The sequence below is a fragment of the Pseudomonas sp. NPDC087358 genome (assembly GCF_044900785.1).
GTDB lineage: Bacteria > Pseudomonadota > Gammaproteobacteria > Pseudomonadales > Pseudomonadaceae > Aquipseudomonas.
Genome location: NZ_JBJDOA010000002.1, coordinates 237,402 through 257,750, shown reverse-complemented (window position 1 = coordinate 257,750; position 20,349 = coordinate 237,402). Strand labels below are relative to the sequence as shown.

At 59.7% G+C, this 20,349-nt stretch carries 22 protein-coding genes; 8 read left to right on the top strand and 14 right to left on the bottom strand.

The window, feature by feature from the left end; translation table 11 throughout:
* Positions 1-21: 21 nt before the first annotated feature.
* A complete protein-coding gene (locus tag ACI2KS_RS04800) occupies positions 22-651 on the bottom strand; it encodes an alpha/beta hydrolase (protein ID WP_404617718.1) in 630 nt (209 codons plus the stop codon).
* A gap of 145 nt (positions 652-796) precedes the next feature.
* On the opposite strand from ACI2KS_RS04800, the gene ACI2KS_RS04795 reads away from it, so the two are divergent.
* Positions 797-1,234, top strand: coding sequence for a YhcB family protein (locus ACI2KS_RS04795; protein WP_404617716.1), 438 nt, complete (start codon positions 797-799; stop codon positions 1,232-1,234).
* A gap of 540 nt (positions 1,235-1,774) precedes the next feature.
* On the opposite strand, the gene cysN is transcribed toward ACI2KS_RS04795, so the two are convergent.
* The 3 genes from cysN to ACI2KS_RS04780 all read right to left on the bottom strand — a co-directional run bounded on the left by cysN (position 1,775) and on the right by ACI2KS_RS04780 (position 5,620).
* Positions 1,775-3,673, bottom strand: a complete 1,899-nt coding sequence (gene cysN / locus ACI2KS_RS04790) for a sulfate adenylyltransferase subunit CysN (protein ID WP_404617714.1) — start codon at positions 3,671-3,673, stop codon at positions 1,775-1,777.
* 15 nt (positions 3,674-3,688) lie between these two features.
* On the bottom strand, positions 3,689-4,606 hold the full coding sequence (gene cysD / locus ACI2KS_RS04785) for a sulfate adenylyltransferase subunit CysD (RefSeq protein ID WP_404617712.1): 918 nt from the start codon (positions 4,604-4,606) through the stop codon (positions 3,689-3,691).
* 255 nt (positions 4,607-4,861) lie between these two features.
* Entirely contained in the window at positions 4,862-5,620 is a 759-nt protein-coding gene (locus tag ACI2KS_RS04780; RefSeq protein WP_404617710.1) for a Nif3-like dinuclear metal center hexameric protein, read from the bottom strand.
* Positions 5,621-5,732: 112 nt separating this feature from the next.
* Between ACI2KS_RS04780 and algW the strand changes: the two genes are divergently transcribed.
* Positions 5,733-6,911 carry a Do family serine endopeptidase AlgW gene (gene algW / locus ACI2KS_RS04775; protein ID WP_404617708.1) on the top strand — a complete coding sequence of 393 codons (1,179 nt, stop codon included), beginning with the start codon at positions 5,733-5,735 and terminating at the stop codon, positions 6,909-6,911.
* A gap of 74 nt (positions 6,912-6,985) precedes the next feature.
* Here the strand turns inward: algW and hisC are convergent, their stop codons facing one another.
* The 10 genes from hisC to ACI2KS_RS04725 all read right to left on the bottom strand — a co-directional run bounded on the left by hisC (position 6,986) and on the right by ACI2KS_RS04725 (position 14,987).
* On the bottom strand, positions 6,986-8,038 hold the full coding sequence (gene hisC, locus ACI2KS_RS04770) for a histidinol-phosphate transaminase (RefSeq protein ID WP_404618470.1): 1,053 nt from the start codon (positions 8,036-8,038) through the stop codon (positions 6,986-6,988).
* A gap of 2 nt (positions 8,039-8,040) precedes the next feature.
* Positions 8,041-9,369, bottom strand: a complete 1,329-nt coding sequence (gene hisD, locus ACI2KS_RS04765; RefSeq protein ID WP_404617706.1) for a histidinol dehydrogenase — start codon at positions 9,367-9,369, stop codon at positions 8,041-8,043.
* A gap of 127 nt (positions 9,370-9,496) precedes the next feature.
* Complete coding sequence (gene hisG / locus ACI2KS_RS04760; RefSeq protein ID WP_404617704.1) at positions 9,497-10,132, bottom strand: ATP phosphoribosyltransferase; 636 nt, start codon at positions 10,130-10,132, stop codon at positions 9,497-9,499.
* 168 nt (positions 10,133-10,300) lie between these two features.
* Entirely contained in the window at positions 10,301-11,566 is a 1,266-nt protein-coding gene (murA, locus tag ACI2KS_RS04755; protein WP_404617702.1) for a UDP-N-acetylglucosamine 1-carboxyvinyltransferase, read from the bottom strand.
* Positions 11,567-11,589: 23 nt separating this feature from the next.
* Positions 11,590-11,829, bottom strand: a complete 240-nt coding sequence (locus ACI2KS_RS04750) for a BolA family protein (protein WP_093461891.1) — start codon at positions 11,827-11,829, stop codon at positions 11,590-11,592.
* Positions 11,830-11,943: 114 nt separating this feature from the next.
* A complete protein-coding gene (locus ACI2KS_RS04745) occupies positions 11,944-12,249 on the bottom strand; it encodes a lipid asymmetry maintenance protein MlaB (RefSeq protein WP_404617698.1) in 306 nt (101 codons plus the stop codon).
* Positions 12,246-12,902, bottom strand: a complete 657-nt coding sequence (locus ACI2KS_RS04740) for a phospholipid-binding protein MlaC (protein WP_404617696.1) — start codon at positions 12,900-12,902, stop codon at positions 12,246-12,248. The genes ACI2KS_RS04745 and ACI2KS_RS04740 overlap by 4 nt, the downstream gene beginning before the upstream one ends.
* A gap of 11 nt (positions 12,903-12,913) precedes the next feature.
* Positions 12,914-13,381, bottom strand: coding sequence for an outer membrane lipid asymmetry maintenance protein MlaD (gene mlaD / locus ACI2KS_RS04735; RefSeq protein WP_120129599.1), 468 nt, complete (start codon positions 13,379-13,381; stop codon positions 12,914-12,916).
* A complete protein-coding gene (mlaE, locus tag ACI2KS_RS04730) occupies positions 13,381-14,178 on the bottom strand; it encodes a lipid asymmetry maintenance ABC transporter permease subunit MlaE (protein ID WP_404617694.1) in 798 nt (265 codons plus the stop codon). The genes mlaD and mlaE overlap by 1 nt, the downstream gene beginning before the upstream one ends.
* On the bottom strand, positions 14,178-14,987 hold the full coding sequence (locus ACI2KS_RS04725; protein ID WP_404617692.1) for an ATP-binding cassette domain-containing protein: 810 nt from the start codon (positions 14,985-14,987) through the stop codon (positions 14,178-14,180). Before ACI2KS_RS04725 ends, mlaE begins: the two co-directional genes overlap by 1 nt.
* A gap of 312 nt (positions 14,988-15,299) precedes the next feature.
* Between ACI2KS_RS04725 and ACI2KS_RS04720 the strand changes: the two genes are divergently transcribed.
* The 6 genes from ACI2KS_RS04720 (at position 15,300) to ACI2KS_RS04695 (ending at position 20,334) form a co-directional block, all read left to right on the top strand.
* Positions 15,300-16,274, top strand: coding sequence for a KpsF/GutQ family sugar-phosphate isomerase (locus ACI2KS_RS04720; RefSeq protein WP_404617690.1), 975 nt, complete (start codon positions 15,300-15,302; stop codon positions 16,272-16,274).
* Positions 16,275-16,808, top strand: a complete 534-nt coding sequence (locus tag ACI2KS_RS04715) for a KdsC family phosphatase (protein WP_404617688.1) — start codon at positions 16,275-16,277, stop codon at positions 16,806-16,808. It begins immediately after the preceding gene.
* 10 nt (positions 16,809-16,818) lie between these two features.
* On the top strand, positions 16,819-17,391 hold the full coding sequence (lptC, locus tag ACI2KS_RS04710; protein WP_404617686.1) for an LPS export ABC transporter periplasmic protein LptC: 573 nt from the start codon (positions 16,819-16,821) through the stop codon (positions 17,389-17,391).
* Entirely contained in the window at positions 17,378-17,926 is a 549-nt protein-coding gene (lptA, locus tag ACI2KS_RS04705; RefSeq protein WP_404617684.1) for a lipopolysaccharide transport periplasmic protein LptA, read from the top strand. Before lptC ends, lptA begins: the two co-directional genes overlap by 14 nt.
* Complete coding sequence (lptB, locus tag ACI2KS_RS04700) at positions 17,926-18,651, top strand: LPS export ABC transporter ATP-binding protein (RefSeq protein WP_404617682.1); 726 nt, start codon at positions 17,926-17,928, stop codon at positions 18,649-18,651. The genes lptA and lptB overlap by 1 nt, the downstream gene beginning before the upstream one ends.
* Positions 18,652-18,840: 189 nt before the next feature.
* Positions 18,841-20,334, top strand: coding sequence for an RNA polymerase factor sigma-54 (locus ACI2KS_RS04695; protein ID WP_404617680.1), 1,494 nt, complete (start codon positions 18,841-18,843; stop codon positions 20,332-20,334).
* Positions 20,335-20,349 lie beyond the last annotated feature (15 nt).

Genomic DNA, 20,349 nt, shown 5'->3' with positions numbered 1-20,349 from the left:
CGCTTATTTTAGGTGCTGCGATCAATTCGAAAGGCGCGGCAGGACCAGATCCTTGAGGTCGGTCAACTTGCCGTGGAAAAAGTGTCCGCATTCTGCCACTTTCAGCAGCTCATGGGGGCGCGACAGTGCGTCGGACCAGGCATACACGAGCTGTGGGTCAACGACCTCGTCGGTTTCCGGCTGGATCAGGGTCAAGGTGCCCTGCTGCGCCAGCACGCCGGGATCGGTGATACGCATGACCGCGGGCGCGACCATGAACAGGTGATTGAGCGTCTCACCCTTTGCTTCCAGACGCCCACCCAGGGTCGCGGCGACAAAACCGCCGAACGAGAACCCGAACAGGGTCAGCGCAAGGTCAGGATGTTTTTCCCGCAGCCATACGGCGGCGGCTTCGGCATCATCGACTTCTCCTTGCCCCATGTCCGAGCTACCGGCGCTTGCGCCGACTCCCCTATAGTTGAAGCGCAGGGTGATGAAACCGGCATCCCGGGCCGTGCGTTGCAGCGTCGAGATCACTTTATTGAGCATCGTGCCGCCCTGAACCGGGTTAGGATGGCAGATCAGCGCCACACCCTTGGCGCCTTCCAGGTCAAGGTACAGGGCTTCGAGTTGGCCCACCGGGCCGTCGATGAATACAGGGGTTTCACGCATGAGCAAGAATGAACTCCGTGACCTTCAAATGGGTCGACTCGTCTAGCTGATTGTCTGTGGCTGGCATATCGGCGACGCGTCGCCGCTATACAGCGCAGGTTCGAGCCGTTAACGTAAAGCAAAGCCGTTTATAGAGGAAGGACTCGTGGATTACTCGCTCTTAGTTTGGTTGCTGCCGACTATTGCCCTGATCGCCGGTGTAGTCATCGGTTTCTTCGTGGCGCGTGCGCTGCCCAATGCCGCGCCTAACAGCACTCAGCGCCAGCTGGATGACGTTCAGGAGCGTTTCGACACGTATCAGAACGAGGTGGTCACCCACTTCAACAGCACGGCTAACCTGGTGCAGAAGCTGTCCCAGAGCTACCAGGACGTACAGGAACACCTGGCTGAAGGCGCCAATCGCCTGGCCACAGATGACATCACTCGCCAACGCCTGCTCGCCGCCCTGCACCCGGACGCGCTGCAGCCCCCCCGCGACCGCTTGACCCCGCCCCGCACCGCCGCCGAGCCACCCCGGGACTACGCCCCGAAAATGCCGAACACGCCCGGCATGCTCGACGAGCAGTACGGCTTGAAGAAGTAATTCGACGCAAGCCCAAAAAAAGCCCGCGCCTGAGGTGATCAGGGGCGGGTTTTTTTGTGGGTATTCGGAAACGCCTTACGTGACTGCCAGAAATGCCTGCTGACGATGCATCCGAGCACGCCATAGGCTCTGCCTCAGTGTCTGGAGGTGCCATGAAAATCATCAGGACAATCGCTGCCTTCGCCGTGCTTTCAGGCTGCGTCTCACCTGATTGCGTCACCAACTGCTTTATCACTGAGCAGCAAGACTATGAATCGCGTTTCGATTTTTTGTGCTCTCGGCACACGTTTGATCAACGGTGTGAAGGCAGGCAATCGCCGAGGGACAGCCTTTGAAACATCGTTGACCGAAGCCCGGCCTTGCGCGCACGGTTTGTAGCAGCACGGCTTGCCGCGGTGACGGCTTCAATATTGCCACCGCCAGCCAGCCGGACTGCTTCAGGAGCAATCCGGCGATCAGGGCTGGACAGGTGACCATTGGCACAACAAAAAAACCCGCCATCGCTGGCGGGTTTTTTCTCTGGCTGATAGCTCTCGGCGATTAAATCGCGCCGCGAGCCCGCAGCAGATCCAGCACTTGTTTGACGCTTTCCTCGACGTTCAAGGTCTGGGTGTCGACCACCAGATCAGCGTCCAGCGGTACGTCGTACGGGAAGGACTCACCCGGGATGTTGTCCTTCTCGGCGGCGTAGAGGCCTTGTGGATCGCGTTCGCGGCAAACCTGGGGCGAGGCCTGGACGTACACCGTGATCAGGCGATCGTCACCGATCAGTGCCTTGGCGTTTTGGCGACCTGCGGCGTCCGGCGCGACGAATGCCGCCAGGGTCAGCAGGCCCGCTTCGTTGAACTGGCGCGCCACGTGGGCGGCACGACGCCAGTTCTCGGTGCGACCGGCACGATCCTGAGGCAGCCCCTTGTTCAGGTCATGGCGCAGGTTCTGGCCATCGAGGACGAACACTGCACGGCCCATGTCGAACAGCTTGCGCTCCACGGCATAAGCCAGCGTGCTCTTGCCCGCGCCCGACAGCCCGCTGAACAGCACGGTGGCCGGCTTCTGGCCAAAACGCTGAGCGCGCTCCTCGACCGAAACATGCGCCAGCGCGCCATGGTGATTGCCAGGGCCTGCGGAAACCGGCTTGGCGATGATCATGCCCGCTGCGACGGTGCCGTTGGTCAAACGGTCGATGACGATGAACGCACCGGTGGTGCGGTTGCTGTCGTAGCCATCCAGGGCGATCGGCGCATCGAGCGCGATTTTCACCCGGCCGATTTCGTTCAGTTGCAAGGCACTGGCAGCGCCCTCTTCCAGGGTATTCACATCGACCCTGTGAGTGATGCTGGCAATGGAGCCCGGCACGTAGGAAGTGGCGCGCTTGATGTCGTATTTCTTGCCCGGCAGCATCGGCTCTTCAGCCATCCAGACCAGCATGGCGTCGAACGCATCGGTTACCTGCGGGATGTTGTCGGCATGCACCAACAGGTCGCCACGGGAAATGTCGATTTCATCTTCCATGGTCAGGGTGACCGCCTGACCAGGGCCTGCGTGCTCCAGCTCGCCTTCGAAGGTGACGATGGATTTCACGCGGCTGCTCTTGCCCGATGGCAGGACGACCACTTCATCGCCCTTGCGCACGATGCCGCTGGCCAGCGTACCGGCAAAACCACGGAAGTTCAGGTTTGGACGGTTGACGTACTGCACCGGGAACCGCAGGTCATCGAAGTTACGATCGTTGGCAATCTCGACGGTCTCGAGAATTTCCATCAGCGATTTGCCGGTGTACCAGGGCGAGCGCTCGCTCTTGTTCACCACGTTGTCGCCCTTGAGCGCCGACATCGGAACGAATTCCATGCTGGTCGGCTTGAGCGAGATACGATCGGCAAACTTCAGGTAATCGGCCTTGATCTGCTCGAAGATGCCCTCGTCGAAGCCATTGAGGTCCATCTTGTTGATGGCGACCACGATGTGCTTGATGCCCAGCAGCGACGCGATGTAGCTGTGGCGACGGGTCTGGGTCTGCACGCCGTAACGGGCATCGACCAGGATGATCGCCAGGTCACAGGTCGAAGCGCCGGTGGCCATGTTGCGGGTGTACTGCTCATGGCCGGGGGTATCGGCAATGATGAACTTGCGCCTGGAGGTCGAGAAATAACGGTAGGCCACATCGATGGTGATGCCCTGCTCGCGCTCTGCCTGCAGACCGTCGACCAGCAACGCCAGGTCGACGTCATCGCCAGTGGTGCCGGACTTCTTGGAGTCACGGGTAATGGCTTCCAGATGATCTTCGTAAATCATCTTGGAGTCGTGCAGCAGACGGCCGATCAGCGTGCTTTTGCCGTCGTCGACGTTGCCACAGGTCAGGAAACGCAGCATTTCCTTGCGTTCGTGCTGGCCCAGATAGGCGAGGATGTCCTCGCTGATCAATTCAGATTGATGCGACATGTTCAGACACCCTAATTAGAAATAACCCTGACGTTTCTTTTCTTCCATGGAGCCTGCGCCATCGTGATCGATGACTCGGCCCTGGCGCTCGGAAGTTCGCGTCAGGAGCATTTCCTGAATGATGTCGGTGAGGCTGGTAGCCTCGGACTCGACAGCGCCCGTCAACGGGTAGTCGCCAAGTGTGCGGAAACGGACCTTTTTCTTGACGATGCGCTTCTTGTCCTCGTCGGACAGATGGTTACGCAGACGATCGTCGTCGATCATGATCCAGGTGCCGTTCATTTCGATGACTTCACGCTCGGCGGCGAAGTACAGCGGAACGATCGGGATGCCTTCGAGGTAGATGTACTGCCAGATGTCCAGCTCGGTCCAGTTGGACAGCGGGAACACGCGGATCGACTCGCCTTTGTTGACGTTGCCGTTGTAGACGTTCCACAGCTCCGGGCGCTGGTTTTTCGGGTCCCAGCGGTGCTTGGTGTCGCGGAAGGAGTACACGCGTTCCTTGGCCCGGGACTTCTCTTCGTCGCGGCGCGCGCCACCGAAGGCGGCATCGAAGCCGTGTTTGTCGAGCGCCTGCTTGAGGCCCTCGGTTTTCATGATGTCGGTGTGTTTCGCACTGCCGTGGGTCAGCGGGTTGATACCCTGCGCGACGCCATCGGGATTGACGTGCACGATCAGGTCCAGGCCCATGTCCTCGACCATCTGATCGCGGAAGCGATACATTTCCTGGAATTTCCAGCGGGTGTCGACGTGCATCACCGGGAACGGCAGCTTGCCCGGGAAGAACGCCTTGCGCGCCAGGTGCAGCATCACGGCAGAATCCTTACCGACGGAGTACAGCATCACCGGGTTATCGAACTCGGCGGCGACCTCGCGGATGATGTGGATGCTTTCCGCCTCCAGCTGTTTCAGATGCGTCAGTTTGTCGACCATGGTTACTCACGGGATAACGTACTTTTATGGAGAGCCTGCGGGCTCTATCGAGCGAGGCACTTTATCATGAGGCCTGATTCTATTCAGCGGCCCAGATAGATCGAAACGATCTAACCATATAGCTCAGTCTTTGGACCGGTCCGCCGCTCGACGAACCTGTAGCAGCCCGGCTTGCCGACGGTGACAAACTTGAAATCACCTTCACCGGCAAGCGGGATGGCTACAGGTAGACGCCGCCGTAACACCCGACGACGCTCAGATCGGATTCGGGCAGTCGATGAACAGATGCTCCAGCGCAAAGCGGCGTGCCAGATAATCTCCCAGCGCCCGCACGCCGTAGCGTTCGGTGGCATGGTGGCCAGCGGCGATGAAGCTGATGTTGTTTTCCCGCGCACTGTGAAAGGTCTGCTCGGAGGCTTCACCGCTCAGGTACAGATCAACCCCGGCCAGCACCGCCTGATCAATGTAGCCCTGTCCGCCTCCGGTACACCATCCGACCCGACGAACCATCCCGTCGCCTTCGATCAACGAAGGCTCGCGCCCGAGGGCGGTTTGCACGCGGTGGGCAAAATCGCGGGGTGTCATGGGCTCGGACAAGGAGCCGACCAGCCCGACAATCCGCGGATTGTCCGGGTCAAGCGGGCCCTCGACAGTGATGTCCAGTTCCCGGGCCAACTGCACGTTGTTGCCGACTTCCGGATGCAGGTCCAATGGCAGGTGGTAGGCCAGCAGACTGATGTCGTGCTTGAGCAGGGTCTTCATGCGGCGCTGCTTCATGCCGGTGATACAAGGGTTCTCGCCTTTCCAGAAATACCCGTGATGGACCAGGATCAGGTCGGCGCCGGCCTCGACCGCAGCGTCCAGCAGCGCCTGGCTTGCGGTCACCCCGGAAACGATTCGCGTGACCTGCGCGCGCCCCTCGACCTGCAGTCCATTGGGGCAATAATCCTGAACCCGGGCGCTGCCCAGATAGCGGTCCGCCTCTTCAACCAGAGTGCTCAGGGCAACAGCCATAAAAGTCTCCTAAATATGCAGTTCAGACCGTGCCGGTCCTCGTATAATGCCCGCCATTATGGCGCAGCTGACATTCGAAAACGTTGCGCTTTCACCCTTAGGACCTTGCTCAATGTTCAAAGCGCTGCGTTTTCTCGGCTGGCCATTGCTCGCTGGTGTGCTGATCGCCTTACTGATTATCCAGCGTTACCCGCAGTGGGTCGGGCTGCCCAGCCAGGACGTCAACCTGCAGCAAGCGCCACAGACCGCCTTCATCCAACAGGGTCCGGTGTCCTATGCCGACGCCGTGAGCAGCGCAGCGCCCGCGGTTGCCAACCTGTACACGACCAAGATGGTCAACAACAAACCCAACCATCCCCTGTTCGAGGATCCGCAGTTCCGGCGTTTCTTCGGTGACAACCTGCCCAAGCAGCGGCGCATGGAGTCCAGCCTCGGCTCGGCGGTGATCATGAGCCCCGAAGGTTACCTGCTGACCAACAACCACGTGACCTCAGGCGCCGACCAGATTGTCGTGGCGCTCAAGGATGGTCGTGAAACCATCGCCCGGGTGATCGGCAGCGACCCGGAAACCGACCTGGCGGTGTTGAAGATCGACCTGAAGAATCTGCCGTCCATTACCCTGGGCAGCTCCGACAGCATCCGCATCGGCGATGTCGCGTTGGCGATCGGTAACCCGTTTGGCGTTGGCCAGACCGTCACCATGGGCATCATCAGCGCTACCGGCCGCAACCAGCTGGGTCTCAATACCTATGAGGATTTCATTCAGACCGACGCCGCGATCAACCCGGGCAACTCGGGTGGCGCGCTGGTCGATGCCAACGGCAATCTGACCGGGATCAACACCGCCATTTTCTCCAAATCCGGCGGTTCCCAAGGGATCGGCTTTGCGATTCCGACCAAGCTGGCACTGGAAGTGATGAAGTCGATCATCGAGCACGGGCAGGTCATCCGCGGCTGGCTGGGTATCGAAGTGCAACCGCTGACCCAGGAACTGGCCGAGTCGTTTGGCCTCAAGGACCGTCCAGGCATCGTCGTCGCCGGCATCTTCCGGGACGGCCCGGCGCAAAAAGCTGGCCTGCAACTGGGTGACGTTATCCTGAGCATCAATGGCGAGCCTGCTGGCGACGGACGCAAATCCATGAACCAGGTCGCCCGAACCAAGCCAACGGACAAGATCGCGATTCAGGTCATGCGCAACGGCAAGGAGTTGAAGCTGATGGCGGAGGTCGGACTGCGTCCGCCGCAAACGCCGGCACCGGCTGCTGCGCCCGCGCCTGCGGCCGAGGATTAACGCGCATTCAAACCCTTGGCCGGGAATGAAAAAACCGCCCAATCAGGCGGTTTTTTATTGTTCCGATGACGCGCTTACAGCTCGCCCAGCGCATCCACCAACGCCTGGTTCTGCTCAGGCGTGCCGATGCTGATGCGCAGGAATTGCGCGATTCTTTGCTGCTTGAAGTGACGCACGATCACCCCCTGCTCCCGCACCGTGGCCGCCAGTCCAGCCGCATCATGCTGCGGGTGACGGGCAAAGATGAAGTTGGCCGCCGAAGGCAGCACCTCAAATCCTTTGTCCTGCAGTTGCCCGACCAGCTTTTCTCGGCTGGCAATGACCAGGTTGCAGGTACTTTCGAAATACTCGCGATCGTCGAACGCAGCAGCGGCCCCGACGATGGCGATTCGATCCAGCGGATAGGAGTTGAAACTGTTCTTGACCCGCTCCAGCGCCTCGATCAGATCAGGATGACCCACCGCCAGCCCGACCCGCAGGCCTGCCAGGGAGCGCGACTTGGACAGGGTCTGGGTCACCAGCAGGTTGGGGTATTTATCCACCAGGCTGATCGCGCTCTGACCGCCGAAGTCGATGTAGGCCTCGTCGACGATTACCACCGAATCCGCATTGGCCTTGAGCATCTGCTCGACTGCATCGAGCGCCATCAGGCAACCGGTCGGCGCGTTCGGGTTGGGGAAGATGATGCCGCCGTTGGGGCGGTTGTAGTCTTCGACGCGGATCTGAAACTGCTCGTCCAGCGGTACGGCGTCGAACTCGACGCCATACAGGCCGCAATACACCGGATAGAAGCTGTAGCTGATATCCGGGAACAGCAGCGGCTTGTCCTGCTTGAAGAACGCGTTGTAGGCGTGGGCAAGCACCTCATCCGAACCGTTACCCAGAAACACCCGATTGGCCTCTACACCGTAGTAGCGGGCCACCGACTGCTTGAGCAGGTCGCTGTTCGGGTCGGGGTACAGGCGCAGGTTGTCATTGACCTCGGCGCGCATCGCCTCGATGGCCTTGGGCGACGGGCCGTAGGGGTTCTCGTTGGTGTTCAGCTTCACCAGCTTGGTCAGCTTGGGTTGCTCGCCCGGCACGTAAGGCACGAGGTCACGGACAAAAGGACTCCAGTATTTGCTCATGCTCACTTGCCTTCCTGTTGGTTATCGACAATCCGGTATTCAGCGCTGCGTGCGTGAGCGGTCAGCGACTCACCACGTGCCAGCACCGACGCGGTCTTGCCGAGTTCCGATGCGCCCTGCTCAGAGCAGAAAATGATCGAAGAGCGTTTCTGGAAATCGTAGACGCCCAGCGGCGAGGAGAACCGCGCGGTGCCGGACGTCGGCAGCACGTGGTTCGGGCCTGCGCAGTAATCGCCCAGCGCCTCACTGGTGTGGCGGCCCATGAAGATCGCGCCAGCGTGGCGGATCTGTGGCAACCAGGCTTCAGGATCGGCCACCGACAGCTCCAGGTGCTCGGGGGCGATACGGTTGGCAACCTCGATCGCCTGAGCCATGTCCGCCACCTTGATCAGTGCGCCACGACCATTGATCGAGGTGTTAATGATCTCGGCGCGCTCCATGGTCGGCATCAGCTTGGCGATGCTGGCCGCGACCTTGTCGAGGAACTCGGCATCGGGGCTGACCAGAATCGCCTGCGCGTCTTCGTCGTGCTCGGCCTGGGAAAACAGGTCCATGGCGATCCAGTCCGGGTCGGTCTGGCCGTCGCAGACCACGAGGATTTCCGAAGGGCCGGCGATCATGTCGATACCGACCTGCCCAAACACATGGCGCTTGGCGGTCGCGACGTAGATGTTGCCCGGGCCGACCACTTTGTCGACCTGCGGCACACTTTCAGTACCGTAGGCCAGCGCCGCCACTGCCTGTGCGCCACCGATGGTGAACACCCGGTCGACCCCGGCGATGCACGCAGCGGCGAGTACCAGTTCATTGATCTCGCCGCGCGGGGTCGGCACTACCATGACCACCTCGCCCACCCCGGCCACCTTGGCCGGAATCGCGTTCATCAATACCGAGGACGGATACGACGCCTTGCCGCCCGGAACATAAAGACCGGCGCGATCCAGCGGCGTGACCTTCTGCCCCAGCACCGTGCCGTCGGCCTCGGTGTAGCTCCAGGAGTCCTGTTTCTGCCGCTCGTGATAGCTGCGCACCCGGTCAGCGGCCTTTTCCAGCGCCTGACGTTGAACGGCGGTGATGCGGGTCAGCGCCAGTTCCAGACGCTCGCGGGGCAAGATCAGCTCGGCCATGGACGCGACCTGCAGGCCGTCGAAACGCTGGGTGTACTCGACCAGCGCCGCATCACCGCGCTCGCGCACATTCTTGATGATGTCCAGCACACGCTCATTGACCGAGTCATCAGACACACTTTCCCAGCTCAGCAGATGAGCCAGATGTCGGGCGAAATCCGGGTCAGCAGCGTTGAGTCGGCGAATGGTGTTGGAAGTGGTCATAGCGTGAGCCTCGATAAATGGCATTTTCTCAGGAGCCTAAGCTAGCAAGCCATCCGCGCAGGCACCTGAGAAATTTGGCTATGACGCGGATAGCTGGGCGCGACGTGATTATTGTCGCGCTAAACCGTCAACCGCGGTGTCGCGACTCCACGGCAGTACGCAGCGTGTCGATCAGCGACTGGATACGGGCGTGCTGCATCTTCATCGAGGCCTTGTTGACCACCAGGCGCGAACTGATGTGGGCGATCATTTCCTGGGGTTCGAGGCCATTGGCGCGCAGGGTATTGCCGGTGTCGACGACATCGATGATCTTGTCGGCAAGCCCCACCAGCGGTGCCAGCTCCATGGAGCCGTAGAGCTTGATGATGTCGACCTGACGGCCCTGCTCGGCGTAATAACGCTTGGCGACGTTGACGAACTTGGTTGCCACGCGCAGGCGGCCCTTGGGTTCGGCAGCACCGACGGCACCGGCAGTCATCAGCTTGCACTGTGCGATCTGCAGATCCAGCGGCTCATACAGGCCCTGGCCGCCGTATTCCATCAATACGTCCTTGCCCGCCACACCGAGGTCAGCCGCACCATGCTCGACATAGGTCGGCACGTCGGTAGCCCGTACGATCAACAGACGTACATCGTCCTGGGTCGTCGGAATGATCAGCTTGCGGCTCTTGTCCGGATTCTCGGTCGGCACGATGCCCGCAGCAGCGAGAAGCGGCAGAGTGTCGTCAAGGATTCGGCCCTTGGACAGTGCGATGGTCAACATGGGAAACGTCAGTCCTTATCAGCAAACGCGTGTCGGGTCACGATCGGCGCCCGACAACGTTCGAGTCGATGGCGCAGGACTCGAAGTGAAACGATTCAAAAGGTACTTTCATTCAGCAGCCCCACTGCCTGCACCCATGGGCGCAGACAGCGAGAACGCCGAGGACTGCTAGCCCGGAACGCGACGAATCTTGGCGCCCAGCATCTGCAGTTTTTCTTCGATGCACTCATAACCACGGTCGATGTGGTAGATGCGGTCGATCAGCGTGTCGCCTTCGGCGATCAATGCCGAGATCACCAGGCTGGCCGAAGCACGCAGGTCGGTGGCCATCACTGGCGCGCCTTTGAGCTTCGCGCAGCCGGTAACGATGGCCGTGTTGCCTTCAACCTGAATCTGCGCGCCCATGCGGTGCATTTCATACACGTGCATGAAGCGGTTTTCGAAGATGGTCTCGATCACTGCGCCCGTGCCTTCGGCAATCGCGTTCAGCGAAATGAACTGCGCTTGCATGTCGGTCGGGAAAGCCGGATACGGCGCAGTGCGCACATTGACCGCTTTCGGACGCTTGCCGTGCATGTTCAGCTCGATCCAGTCGGTGCCGGTGGTGATCTCGGCACCCGCTTCGCGAAGCTTCTCAAGCACCGCTTCCAGAATGGTCGGATCGGTGTCCTTGACCTTGACGCGGCCGCCGGTTGCAGCGGCTGCGACCAGATAGGTACCGGTCTCGATGCGGTCAGGCATGACGCGGTAAGTCGCCGAACCCAGGCGCTTCACGCCATCGATGGTGATGGTATCGGTGCCAGCACCGGAAACCTTCGCGCCCATGGCATTGAGGAAATTTGCCAGATCGACGACTTCCGGCTCGCGGGCAGCGTTCTGTAGCACGCTGCGGCCATTGGCCAGGGAAGCGGCCATCATGATGTTCTCGGTACCGGTGACGCTGACGGTGTCGAAGAAGAAGTGCGCGCCACGCAGGCCGCCTTCCGGCGCCTTGGCCTTGATGTAACCGCCTTCGACGTCGATGATCGCGCCCATGGCCTCAAGACCACGGATGTGCAGATCGACCGGACGCGAACCGATGGCGCAACCGCCAGGCAGTGCGACTTCAGCTTCACCAAAGCGGGCGACCATCGGACCCAGCACCAGAATCGACGCACGCATGGTTTTCACCAGCTCGTACGGCGCGACCAGGGTCTTGATGGTGCGAGGGTCAATCTCGACACTCAGCTTTTCGTCGATGATCGGCTCGATGCCCATGCGACCGAACAGCTCGATCATGGTGGTGATGTCGTGCAGATGCGGCAGGTTGGCGACAGTCACGGGACCGTCAGCCAGCAAGGTGGCTGCAAGAATCGGCAGGGCAGAGTTCTTTGCCCCGGAAATACGGATTTCGCCATCAAGACGAATGCCGCCAGTAATAATCAGTTTGTCCATTAGAATCTCGACGCCAATTTGGCTCAGGTGCGCTCGGCCCATGCAGCGCGGCTGAAAAATTTCATGGTGACCGCATGGATGCTGCCATCGGCGATCCATGGGTTCAAATGCGTGTAGATCTGCTGCTGGCGCTTGACCGGACTCAGTGCAGCCAGTTCGTCGCTGATCACGTTCAGCTGGAAGTTGCAGCCTTCGCCCTCAACTTCGACCTGGATTTCTGGCAGCTTACCTTCAAGGAAGCTTTTAACTTCTACGGCCTGCATGCTTAACCTCAATCGGCGCCCTACGCGCGCGGGTCGGCCATCATACAAAAAAGCCCTCTCGTTGCGAACCCTACTTTACGGGTGCCGGACGAGGGGCTTGATCGGCGACAGCAATCAATGTTGGTCGAACAGTTCGGTCAGACCGGACACCTGTGCGATTTCTCTCATGTCTTCGGGCAGCGCACGAACGCTGACCGACTTGCCGGCCGCCTGCGCATCGCGCATGAAAGCCAGCAGCAAGGCCAGACCGACACTGCTGGATTTCTCGACCGCAGAGCAGTCAATCACCAGTGCCGGCGCGTCACTGGCCTTGATCAGGTCAGCGCCCTGCTCGCGCAAGGCAGGCGCGGTGCGGTAATCGAGCACGCCGAACAGTTTCAGCTCGCCGCCACCGCCCGCCGTGATGCATGCCTCACTCATTTGACGACCTTGTCCGGCGAGTTCTCGGTTTCCTGCTTGGCCTTGGCCACTTCACCGGCCCATCCGTCAATCGTCTTGTCCAGGTTATTGCCGTTGCGCTGCATGGCATCGGCGAATTGATCGCGAAACAGCTTGCCGATGTTGATGCCGTTGATGATCACGTTACGCACTTTCCACTCGCCGTTGATTTTGACGAGGGTGTACGACACAGGGTAGACCGCACCGTTGTTGCCTTTGACCGACATGTCGACGGAGGTACGGTCAGCCGCCTCCTCTTTGGCCGGGGAAACAGTGATGCCCTGGTTGTTGTACTCGAGCAGCGCGTTGCCATAGAACTGAATCAGGCTGCGCTTGAAGTTTTCCTGGAAGCGTTGCATCTGCGCGGGCGAAGCGTTGCGCGAATACTTCACGGTCATGATGCTTTTGGAAATGCCATCGGCATCGATGACCGGACCGACAATGCCGTTCAAGGCATCGTAGAAGGCCTGCGGATTGGTCTTGTAGCTTTCCTTGTTGGTAGCAAGGTCTGCCAGCAGCTGCTTGGTCGTAGTGTCCACCAGGTCATGGGCCGAGGACGCAGTCGCTGCCGCATTGGCGAACAGCGGCAGAGCGGCCAACAGCACAAGCAGGCCACGGCGCAGAATCGAGATCATGAAAAAACTCCTCATTTGGCGTCTTTACCCACGGAATTGAGCAGGAATTTACCGATCAGGTCCTCAAGTACCAGCGACGACTGGGTGTCATGAATCGTACCGCCGTCTTTCAACAACTGGTCGTCGCCACCGACGCTGATGCCGACGTATTTTTCGCCCAGCAAGCCTGCGGTGAGGATCGATGCGGTGGAGTCGGAAGGCAGGTTATTGACTCGTTTGTCCACCTCCATCGTCACGCGTCCCATGAAGGTATCGTGGTCCAGATCGATTGCGGTGACCTTGCCGATGGTCACACCGGCCATGGTCACTTTCGCTCTGACAGTCAAACCGGCGATATTGTCGAAATTTGCGTAAAGTTTATAGCTGTCGTTGGTCGTGCTGGCGCTCAGACCGCTGACCCGCAGGGCGAGCAAGAGCAAAGCCAGAATCCCGGCCAGCAGGAACAGGCCGACACCGGTTTCGAGGGTGCGGTTTTGCATCAGAAGTCTCCAAACATCAAGGCGGTCAAAATAAAGTCCAGGCCCAGTACGGCCAACGAGGCGTAGACCACGGTCTTGGTCGTGGCGCGACTGATCCCTTCTGAAGTGGGCTCACAGTCATAGCCTTGGAACACGGCAATCCAGGTGACCACGAAAGCGAAGACAACGCTTTTGATAACACCGTTGAGTACATCATTGGGGAAGGAAACGCTGTTCTGCATGTTTGCCCAGAAGGAGCCTTCGTAGACGCCCAGCCAGTCGACCGCAACCCACGAACCACCCCAGATACCGACCACGCTGAAGATGATGGCAAGCACCGGCAATGAAATGAAGCCTGCCCACAAACGTGGCGCGACGATGTATTTCAGAGGGTCGACACCGATCATTTCCAGGCTGGACAACTGCTCGGTGGACTTCATGTTGCCGATTTCCGCGGTCAGCGCCGAACCGGCACGACCGGCAAACAGCAGCGCAGTGACCACCGGCCCCAGTTCACGCAGCAAGGTCAGGGCAACCATTTGCCCAACCGCCTGTTCGGAGCCGTATTTGGCGAGGATGCTGAAACCCTGCAGGGCCAGAACCATGCCGATGAAGACGCCGGACACGACAATGATCGCAAGCGACATGACGCCGACCGAATAGAGCTGGCGAACCAGCAACTGGAAACCGCCGCCAATTCCGCCTCGCCCGAGCAAGGCATGAACCAGAAAAATCCCTGAACGCCCCAACACTGCAACAATATCGATCGCCGAACGCCCCATCAGGCGTACACGATCCATCAATGACTTTCTGCGCATCAGCGCTTCCCCAAAAGATCTTCGCGATAATCCGGTGCCGGATAGTGAAAAGGCACGGGGCCATCTGGATCCCCTGTCATGAACTGACGGATGCGCGGGTTATCCGACTCCATCAATTCCTCTGGTGTGCCCTGCCCCAACACCTGACCGTCACCGACCACATACAGATAGTCGGCAATGCTGGCAGTCTCGGCCAGGTCGTGGGAGACCACGACACTGGTGATGCCCAGCGCGTCGTTGAGCAAACGGATCAGACGCACCAGAACCCCCATGGCGATCGGATCCTGCCCGACGAAAGGCTCGTCGTACATGAGGATCTGCGGATCCAGGGCAATGGCCCGCGCCAGTGCCACACGCCGTTTCATGCCGCCCGACAGCTCATCGGGCATCAACTCGACCGCGCCGCGCAAGCCCACCGCCTGCAATTTCAGCAGGACGATGTCGCGGATCATGTCTTCAGGCAGCTTGGTATGAACGCGCAGCGGGAACGCCACGTTTTCGAAAACGTCGAGATCGGTAAACAGTGCGCCGCTCTGGAACAGCACGCCCATCTGCTTGCGAGCATCGAAAAGATCACTGCGCGACAGCTTGGGCAGGTTCTGGCCATTGACCCAGACCTCGCCACTGCTCGGGCGCAGCTGTGCTCCCATCAAGCGCAGCAACGTGGTCTTGCCACTGCCGGACGGCCCCATGATGCCAGTGACTTTGCCCCGGGGAATACGGATGTCTACATTGTTGAAGATGCTGCGCGTACCGCGTTTGAAGGACAAACCCTTCAATTCGACCGCGTAGGCGTTATCGGCACTCATCTAAACTCCTTGCGATGCAGCCTGTCTCTCAGATGCCGCGTCCTTGACGAACGACACACTGTCTGGAGGGGCCGAACAAGCGGCGAACTATAACACCGCTGTCGTGCGCCGCCAAAGCTCCAACTTGGCCAGTCGCAGTCAGGGTTAAATATTTCAGCATCAGTGGAAATTTCCTGCGTTACGTGCGGCTTCTTCCTGGCAACAGCTGAAGGACTGGCGAACTCTATAAACAAACAGCTGCGATGAAGCGTGAGGGATTTCAACATTGCCGTTATAATCGCCGCCTTTTCACCGGACCGACCCTTTCTTGACATGACCAACGCCCGCGACCTGATTCAATCGGCACAGTGCACCATCCGCCTTGAAATAGAAGCTGTGGAAGGCCTGCTCGCGCATATCGATGCAGATTTCGTCAGCGCCTGCGAGATGATTCTCGCCAGTCAAGGCCGGGTGGTCGTGGTCGGTATGGGCAAGTCCGGGCATATCGGCAAAAAGATCGCCGCAACGTTGGCCAGCACCGGCACGCCCGCGTTCTTCGTGCACCCGGCCGAAGCCAGTCATGGCGACATGGGCATGATCACCGGCGCCGATGTCATTCTCGCCCTGTCCAACTCAGGCACCACCGCGGAAATCGTGACCCTGCTGCCGCTGATCAAGCGCCTGGGGATCAAGTTGATCAGCCTCACCGGCAACCCGGATTCGACACTGGCCAAAGCCGCCGACGTGAGCCTCAATGCACGCGTGGAAAAGGAAGCCTGCCCGTTGAACCTGGCACCGACCTCCTCCACCACTGCGGCGCTGGTCATGGGCGATGCCCTGGCCGTAGCCCTGCTGGACGCGCGCGGCTTTACCGCCGAAGATTTCGCATTCTCCCACCCCGGTGGTGCGCTGGGCCGCCGCTTGCTGCTCAAGGTCGAGCATGTGATGCACTCCGGCGGCGAGCTGCCCCAGGTCGCCCGCGGCACCCCGCTTCGCGACTCGCTGATGGAAATGACCCGCAAAGGCCTGGGCATGACGGCAGTGGTCGAAACCGACGGACGCCTGGCCGGGATCTTCACCGACGGCGACTTGCGTCGCACACTGGACCGCGACATCGACCTGCGCCTGGCCACCATCGATGAAGTCATGACCGTCCACGGCAAGACCGTACGCTCGGAAATGCTTGCGGCCGAAGCGCTGAAAATCATGGAAGACAACAAAATTGGCGCGTTGATCGTGGTCGACGAGAACGATCGCCCGGTGGGCGCGTTCAACCTTCAAGACCTGTTGCGTGCAGGAGTGATGTAAATGAGCGTCGATATGAACGAACTGATGCAACGCGGCAAACTTATAAAGCTGGCGGTCTTCGACGTCGACGGCGTGCTGACCGATGGCCGACTGTATTTCCTCGAAGACGGCAGCGAATTCAAGACCTTCAACACCCTGGATGGCCAAGGCATCAAAATGCTGATCAATTCCGGCGTTGCCACGGCCATCATCAGCGGCCGCAAAACGCCGGTGGTCGAGCGTCGCGCCAAGAACCTCGGCATCGCCCATCTGTATCAGGGACGCGAAGACAAACTCGTCGTTCTGGACGAGCTGTTGCAGCAACTCAATCTAAGCTATGAACAGGTCGCTTATCTGGGTGACGACCTGCCTGATCTGCCAGTGATCCGCCGCGTCGGCCTGGGCATGGCGGTCGCCAACGCTGCCGGGTTCGTCCGTCAGCATGCCCACGGCACCACCCAGGCACGGGGCGGCGAAGGCGCGGCCCGGGAATTCTGCGAGTTGATCCTGAACGCTCAGGGCAACCTCGAAGCGGCTCACGCCGCCTACTTATAGAAGTGCATTTATGCTGAGCAAGAGATTTAGAACCTTCCTGATCTTCGGTGTGCTGGCGTTGCTGCTGGCGGCCGCCGGGTACTGGAACATCAGCCCGGAAAGCTTCATGGACCAGCCAAAGGCAGCCGTGGATGAAAGCGCTATCGATTATTATGCGATCAACGCCCACAGCATTCAGTACCTGCCCGACGGCGCCATGCAGTACGACATGACCGCCGACAAGGTTGAACATCTCAAGGCTACCGACGTCACGTTGATGACCACGCCGGTGCTGCAGATGTTTCGTGGCTCGACCTACCCCTGGCACGTGCAGAGTGTGCGCGCCGAGGTCTCCCCCGGCGGTGATCATGTCGAGCTGATCGACTCCGTACGAATCAACCGCACTGACGAAAAGAACCGCGCCACTATCATTACCAGCAGCCGTATGACCGTATTCCCTCAGAAGCAATATGCGGAAACCGCTCAACCCGTTAGAATCGACGGCTTTAACGGTGTGAGCACCGGCACGGGTATGAAAGCCTATCTAAAAGAAAGCAGGATACACCTGCTATCGAACGCAAGAGGACAGTATGAGGCTCCTTAAAACCCTCCCTATTTTGCTCGGCCTGGGCGCAGCACTGGGAAGCGTGAGCGCCTGGGCTCTTCCGAACGATCAGGATCAGCCTATCCGCATTCAGGCCGACGATGCTCAGCTGGACGACAAGCAAGGCGTCGCCACCTATACGGGCAATGTGATCATTACCCAAGGTTCGATGAAGGTCACCGGCAACAAGGTAACCATGACCCGCACCGCTGCCGGCGACATCGATGTGGTGACCTCGGTAGGCAACCTGGCCTACTTCGAGCAGTTGCAGACTGCCGGTGACATCAAGCCTGTCCAGGGCTGGGGCGTCACTATCCAGTATCATGCGCCGCAAAACCGTATCGTACTGATCGACAAGGCCAAGGTAATCGACAAGGACAGCAACGTCACCCAGGGCGAGAAAATCGTCTATGACACGGTCCGCAAGCTGGCCAGCGCCGGCCGCGCCACTGGCAGCAAGGTGACTGAAAGCCGCCCTCGCGTCGACATGGTGATCCAGCCGAAAAAGAAAACCGACCAGCAGAAGGCCCAGTAATGGCAACGCTGAAAGCCCAACACCTGGCCAAGGCTTACAAGAGCCGCCAGGTCGTACGTGACGTCAGCCTGTCCATCGACAGCGGTCAGATCGTCGGCCTTCTGGGCCCCAACGGTGCTGGCAAGACCACCTGCTTCTATATGATCGTCGGCCTGGTCCAGGCCGATCAGGGTCGTGTATTGATCGATGATCTGGATGTCAGTCATCAGCCCATGCACGGCCGCGCCCGCGCAGGCATCGGCTATCTGCCTCAGGAAGCGTCGATCTTCCGCAAACTGTCGGTATCGGACAACATCATGGCCATCCTCGAGACCCGCAAGGAGCTCGACCGGGCCGGACGTCGCAAGGAACTGGAAAGCCTGCTTCAGGAGTTCCACATCACGCACATCCGCGACAACCTGGGCATGAGCCTTTCGGGTGGTGAGCGACGTCGCGTCGAAATCGCCCGCGCCTTGGCAACATCGCCCAAATTCATTCTGCTGGATGAACCGTTCGCGGGCGTCGACCCCATCTCCGTGGGCGACATCAAACAGATCATCTACCATCTCAAGGCCAAGGGCATCGGCGTCCTGATCACCGACCATAACGTCCGTGAGACGCTCGACATCTGCGAAACAGCCTATATCGTCAACGATGGCCAGCTGATCGCCGAAGGCGATGCCGAAACCATCCTGGCCAATCAACTGGTCAAGGAAGTGTATCTCGGCCACGAGTTCCGCCTGTAATCGGGCGATGACGCGGGGGTTGGCGGGCGAGCGCTGCATGAGCCTGATCGCCAACCTCGTAATAATTGTCATCACACCCTAGGCAAACACTCCGGTTTCAGGCATATAATTTGCTTAAGTTGGCGCCTCGGCGCCCTAGTAGTGGATGGCGCGCATATGCGCCGGCGAATAAGGTGTTAAGCCCCTGCCATGAAACCTTCGCTAGTCTTGAGAATGGGCCAGCAGCTGACGATGACACCGCAGCTGCAACAGGCCATCCGCTTGCTCCAATTGTCGACGCTGGATCTCCAACAGGAAATCCAGGAGGCGCTGGAGTCCAATCCTATGCTCGAACGCCAGGAAGAGGGCGACGATTTCGATAACGCCGACCCCATGGCCGACAACATCGAGCAAAAGCCCAACCCTGACGTTCAGGAACCGACCTACCAGGAATCCGCCCCAACCGTCGACAATCTGGAAGACGGCGAATGGAGCGAGCGCATTCCCAACGAGCTGCCCGTGGACACCGCATGGGAAGACGTCTACCAGACCAGCGCCAGCAGCCTTCCGAGCAACGACGACGATGAGTGGGACTTCACCACCCGGACATCGGTCGGCGAGAGCCTGCAAAGCCACCTGCTGTGGCAGCTGAACCTGGCGCCGATGTCCGACACCGATCGCCTGATCGCCGTGACGCTGATCGACTGCATCAATAATCAGGGTTACCTGGACGAATCGCTGGACGAACTGCTGGACGCCTTCGACCCGGAACTGGACATCGAGCTGGATGAAATCGAAGCGGTACTGCATCGGATTCAGCAATTCGAACCGGCGGGCATCGGTGCGCGCAACCTCAGCGAATGCCTGCTCCTGCAATTGCGCCAGCTTCCGGCCAAGACCAAATGGCTGGCCGAGGCTCAACGACTGGTTGCCGACTACATCGACCTGCTGGGTAGCCGTGATTACGCGCAACTGATGCGCCGCATGAAGCTCAAGGAAGATGACCTGCGCCAGGTCATCGAGCTGGTCCAGAGCCTCAACCCGCGCCCCGGTTCGCAAATCGAGTCGACCGAAGCCGAATACGTCGTGCCTGACGTGATCGTGCGCAAGCATAACGAGCGCTGGCTGGTGGAACTCAATCAGGAATCCGTGCCGCGCCTGCGGGTCAACCCGCAATACGCAGGCTTCGTGCGACGCGCCGATACCAGTGCCGACAACACCTTCATGCGCAATCAGTTGCAGGAGGCTCGCTGGTTCATCAAGAGCCTGCAAAGCCGCAACGAAACCCTGATGAAGGTCGCGACCCAGATCGTCGAGCATCAACGCGGGTTCCTCGAATACGGCGATGAGGCCATGAAGCCGCTGGTACTGCACGACATCGCAGAGGCGGTGGGCATGCACGAATCGACGATCTCCCGCGTGACCACGCAAAAATTCATGCATACCCCGCGTGGCATCTACGAACTGAAATACTTCTTTTCCAGCCACGTCAGCACCTCTGAAGGCGGTGAATGCTCGTCCACGGCCATCCGCGCGATCATCAAAAAACTGGTTGCCGCTGAAAATCAGAAAAAGCCGTTGAGTGACAGCAAGATCGCTGGTTTACTGGAGGCACAAGGCATTCAAGTGGCCCGTCGCACGGTCGCCAAGTACCGCGAATCCCTGGGAATCGCGCCGTCGAGCGAACGCAAGCGTTTGATGTAAGGGTCACGAGCCACA

Bases quoted from the DNA above. Each gene is read 5' to 3' on its own strand.
- ACI2KS_RS04800 (WP_404617718.1), bottom strand. From the start codon at position 651: ATGCGTGAAACCCCTGTATTCATCGACGGCCCGGTGGGCCAACTCGAA.
- cysN (WP_404617714.1), bottom strand. From the start codon at position 3,673: ATGTCGCATCAATCTGAATTGATCAGCGAGGACATCCTCGCCTATCTG.
- cysD (WP_404617712.1), bottom strand. From the start codon at position 4,606: ATGGTCGACAAACTGACGCATCTGAAACAGCTGGAGGCGGAAAGCATC.
- ACI2KS_RS04780 (WP_404617710.1), bottom strand. From the start codon at position 5,620: ATGGCTGTTGCCCTGAGCACTCTGGTTGAAGAGGCGGACCGCTATCTG.
- algW (WP_404617708.1), top strand. From the start codon at position 5,733: ATGTTCAAAGCGCTGCGTTTTCTCGGCTGGCCATTGCTCGCTGGTGTG.
- hisC (WP_404618470.1), bottom strand. From the start codon at position 8,038: ATGAGCAAATACTGGAGTCCTTTTGTCCGTGACCTCGTGCCTTACGTG.
- hisD (WP_404617706.1), bottom strand. From the start codon at position 9,369: ATGACCACTTCCAACACCATTCGCCGACTCAACGCTGCTGACCCGGAT.
- hisG (WP_404617704.1), bottom strand. From the start codon at position 10,132: ATGTTGACCATCGCACTGTCCAAGGGCCGAATCCTTGACGACACTCTG.
- murA (WP_404617702.1), bottom strand. From the start codon at position 11,566: ATGGACAAACTGATTATTACTGGCGGCATTCGTCTTGATGGCGAAATC.
- ACI2KS_RS04750 (WP_093461891.1), bottom strand. From the start codon at position 11,829: ATGCAGGCCGTAGAAGTTAAAAGCTTCCTTGAAGGTAAGCTGCCAGAA.
- ACI2KS_RS04745 (WP_404617698.1), bottom strand. From the start codon at position 12,249: ATGAGTGAGGCATGCATCACGGCGGGCGGTGGCGGCGAGCTGAAACTG.
- ACI2KS_RS04740 (WP_404617696.1), bottom strand. From the start codon at position 12,902: ATGATCTCGATTCTGCGCCGTGGCCTGCTTGTGCTGTTGGCCGCTCTG.
- mlaD (WP_120129599.1), bottom strand. From the start codon at position 13,381: ATGCAAAACCGCACCCTCGAAACCGGTGTCGGCCTGTTCCTGCTGGCC.
- mlaE (WP_404617694.1), bottom strand. From the start codon at position 14,178: ATGCGCAGAAAGTCATTGATGGATCGTGTACGCCTGATGGGGCGTTCG.
- ACI2KS_RS04725 (WP_404617692.1), bottom strand. From the start codon at position 14,987: ATGAGTGCCGATAACGCCTACGCGGTCGAATTGAAGGGTTTGTCCTTC.
- ACI2KS_RS04720 (WP_404617690.1), top strand. From the start codon at position 15,300: ATGACCAACGCCCGCGACCTGATTCAATCGGCACAGTGCACCATCCGC.
- ACI2KS_RS04715 (WP_404617688.1), top strand. From the start codon at position 16,275: ATGAGCGTCGATATGAACGAACTGATGCAACGCGGCAAACTTATAAAG.
- lptC (WP_404617686.1), top strand. From the start codon at position 16,819: ATGCTGAGCAAGAGATTTAGAACCTTCCTGATCTTCGGTGTGCTGGCG.
- lptA (WP_404617684.1), top strand. From the start codon at position 17,378: ATGAGGCTCCTTAAAACCCTCCCTATTTTGCTCGGCCTGGGCGCAGCA.
- lptB (WP_404617682.1), top strand. From the start codon at position 17,926: ATGGCAACGCTGAAAGCCCAACACCTGGCCAAGGCTTACAAGAGCCGC.
- ACI2KS_RS04695 (WP_404617680.1), top strand. From the start codon at position 18,841: ATGAAACCTTCGCTAGTCTTGAGAATGGGCCAGCAGCTGACGATGACA.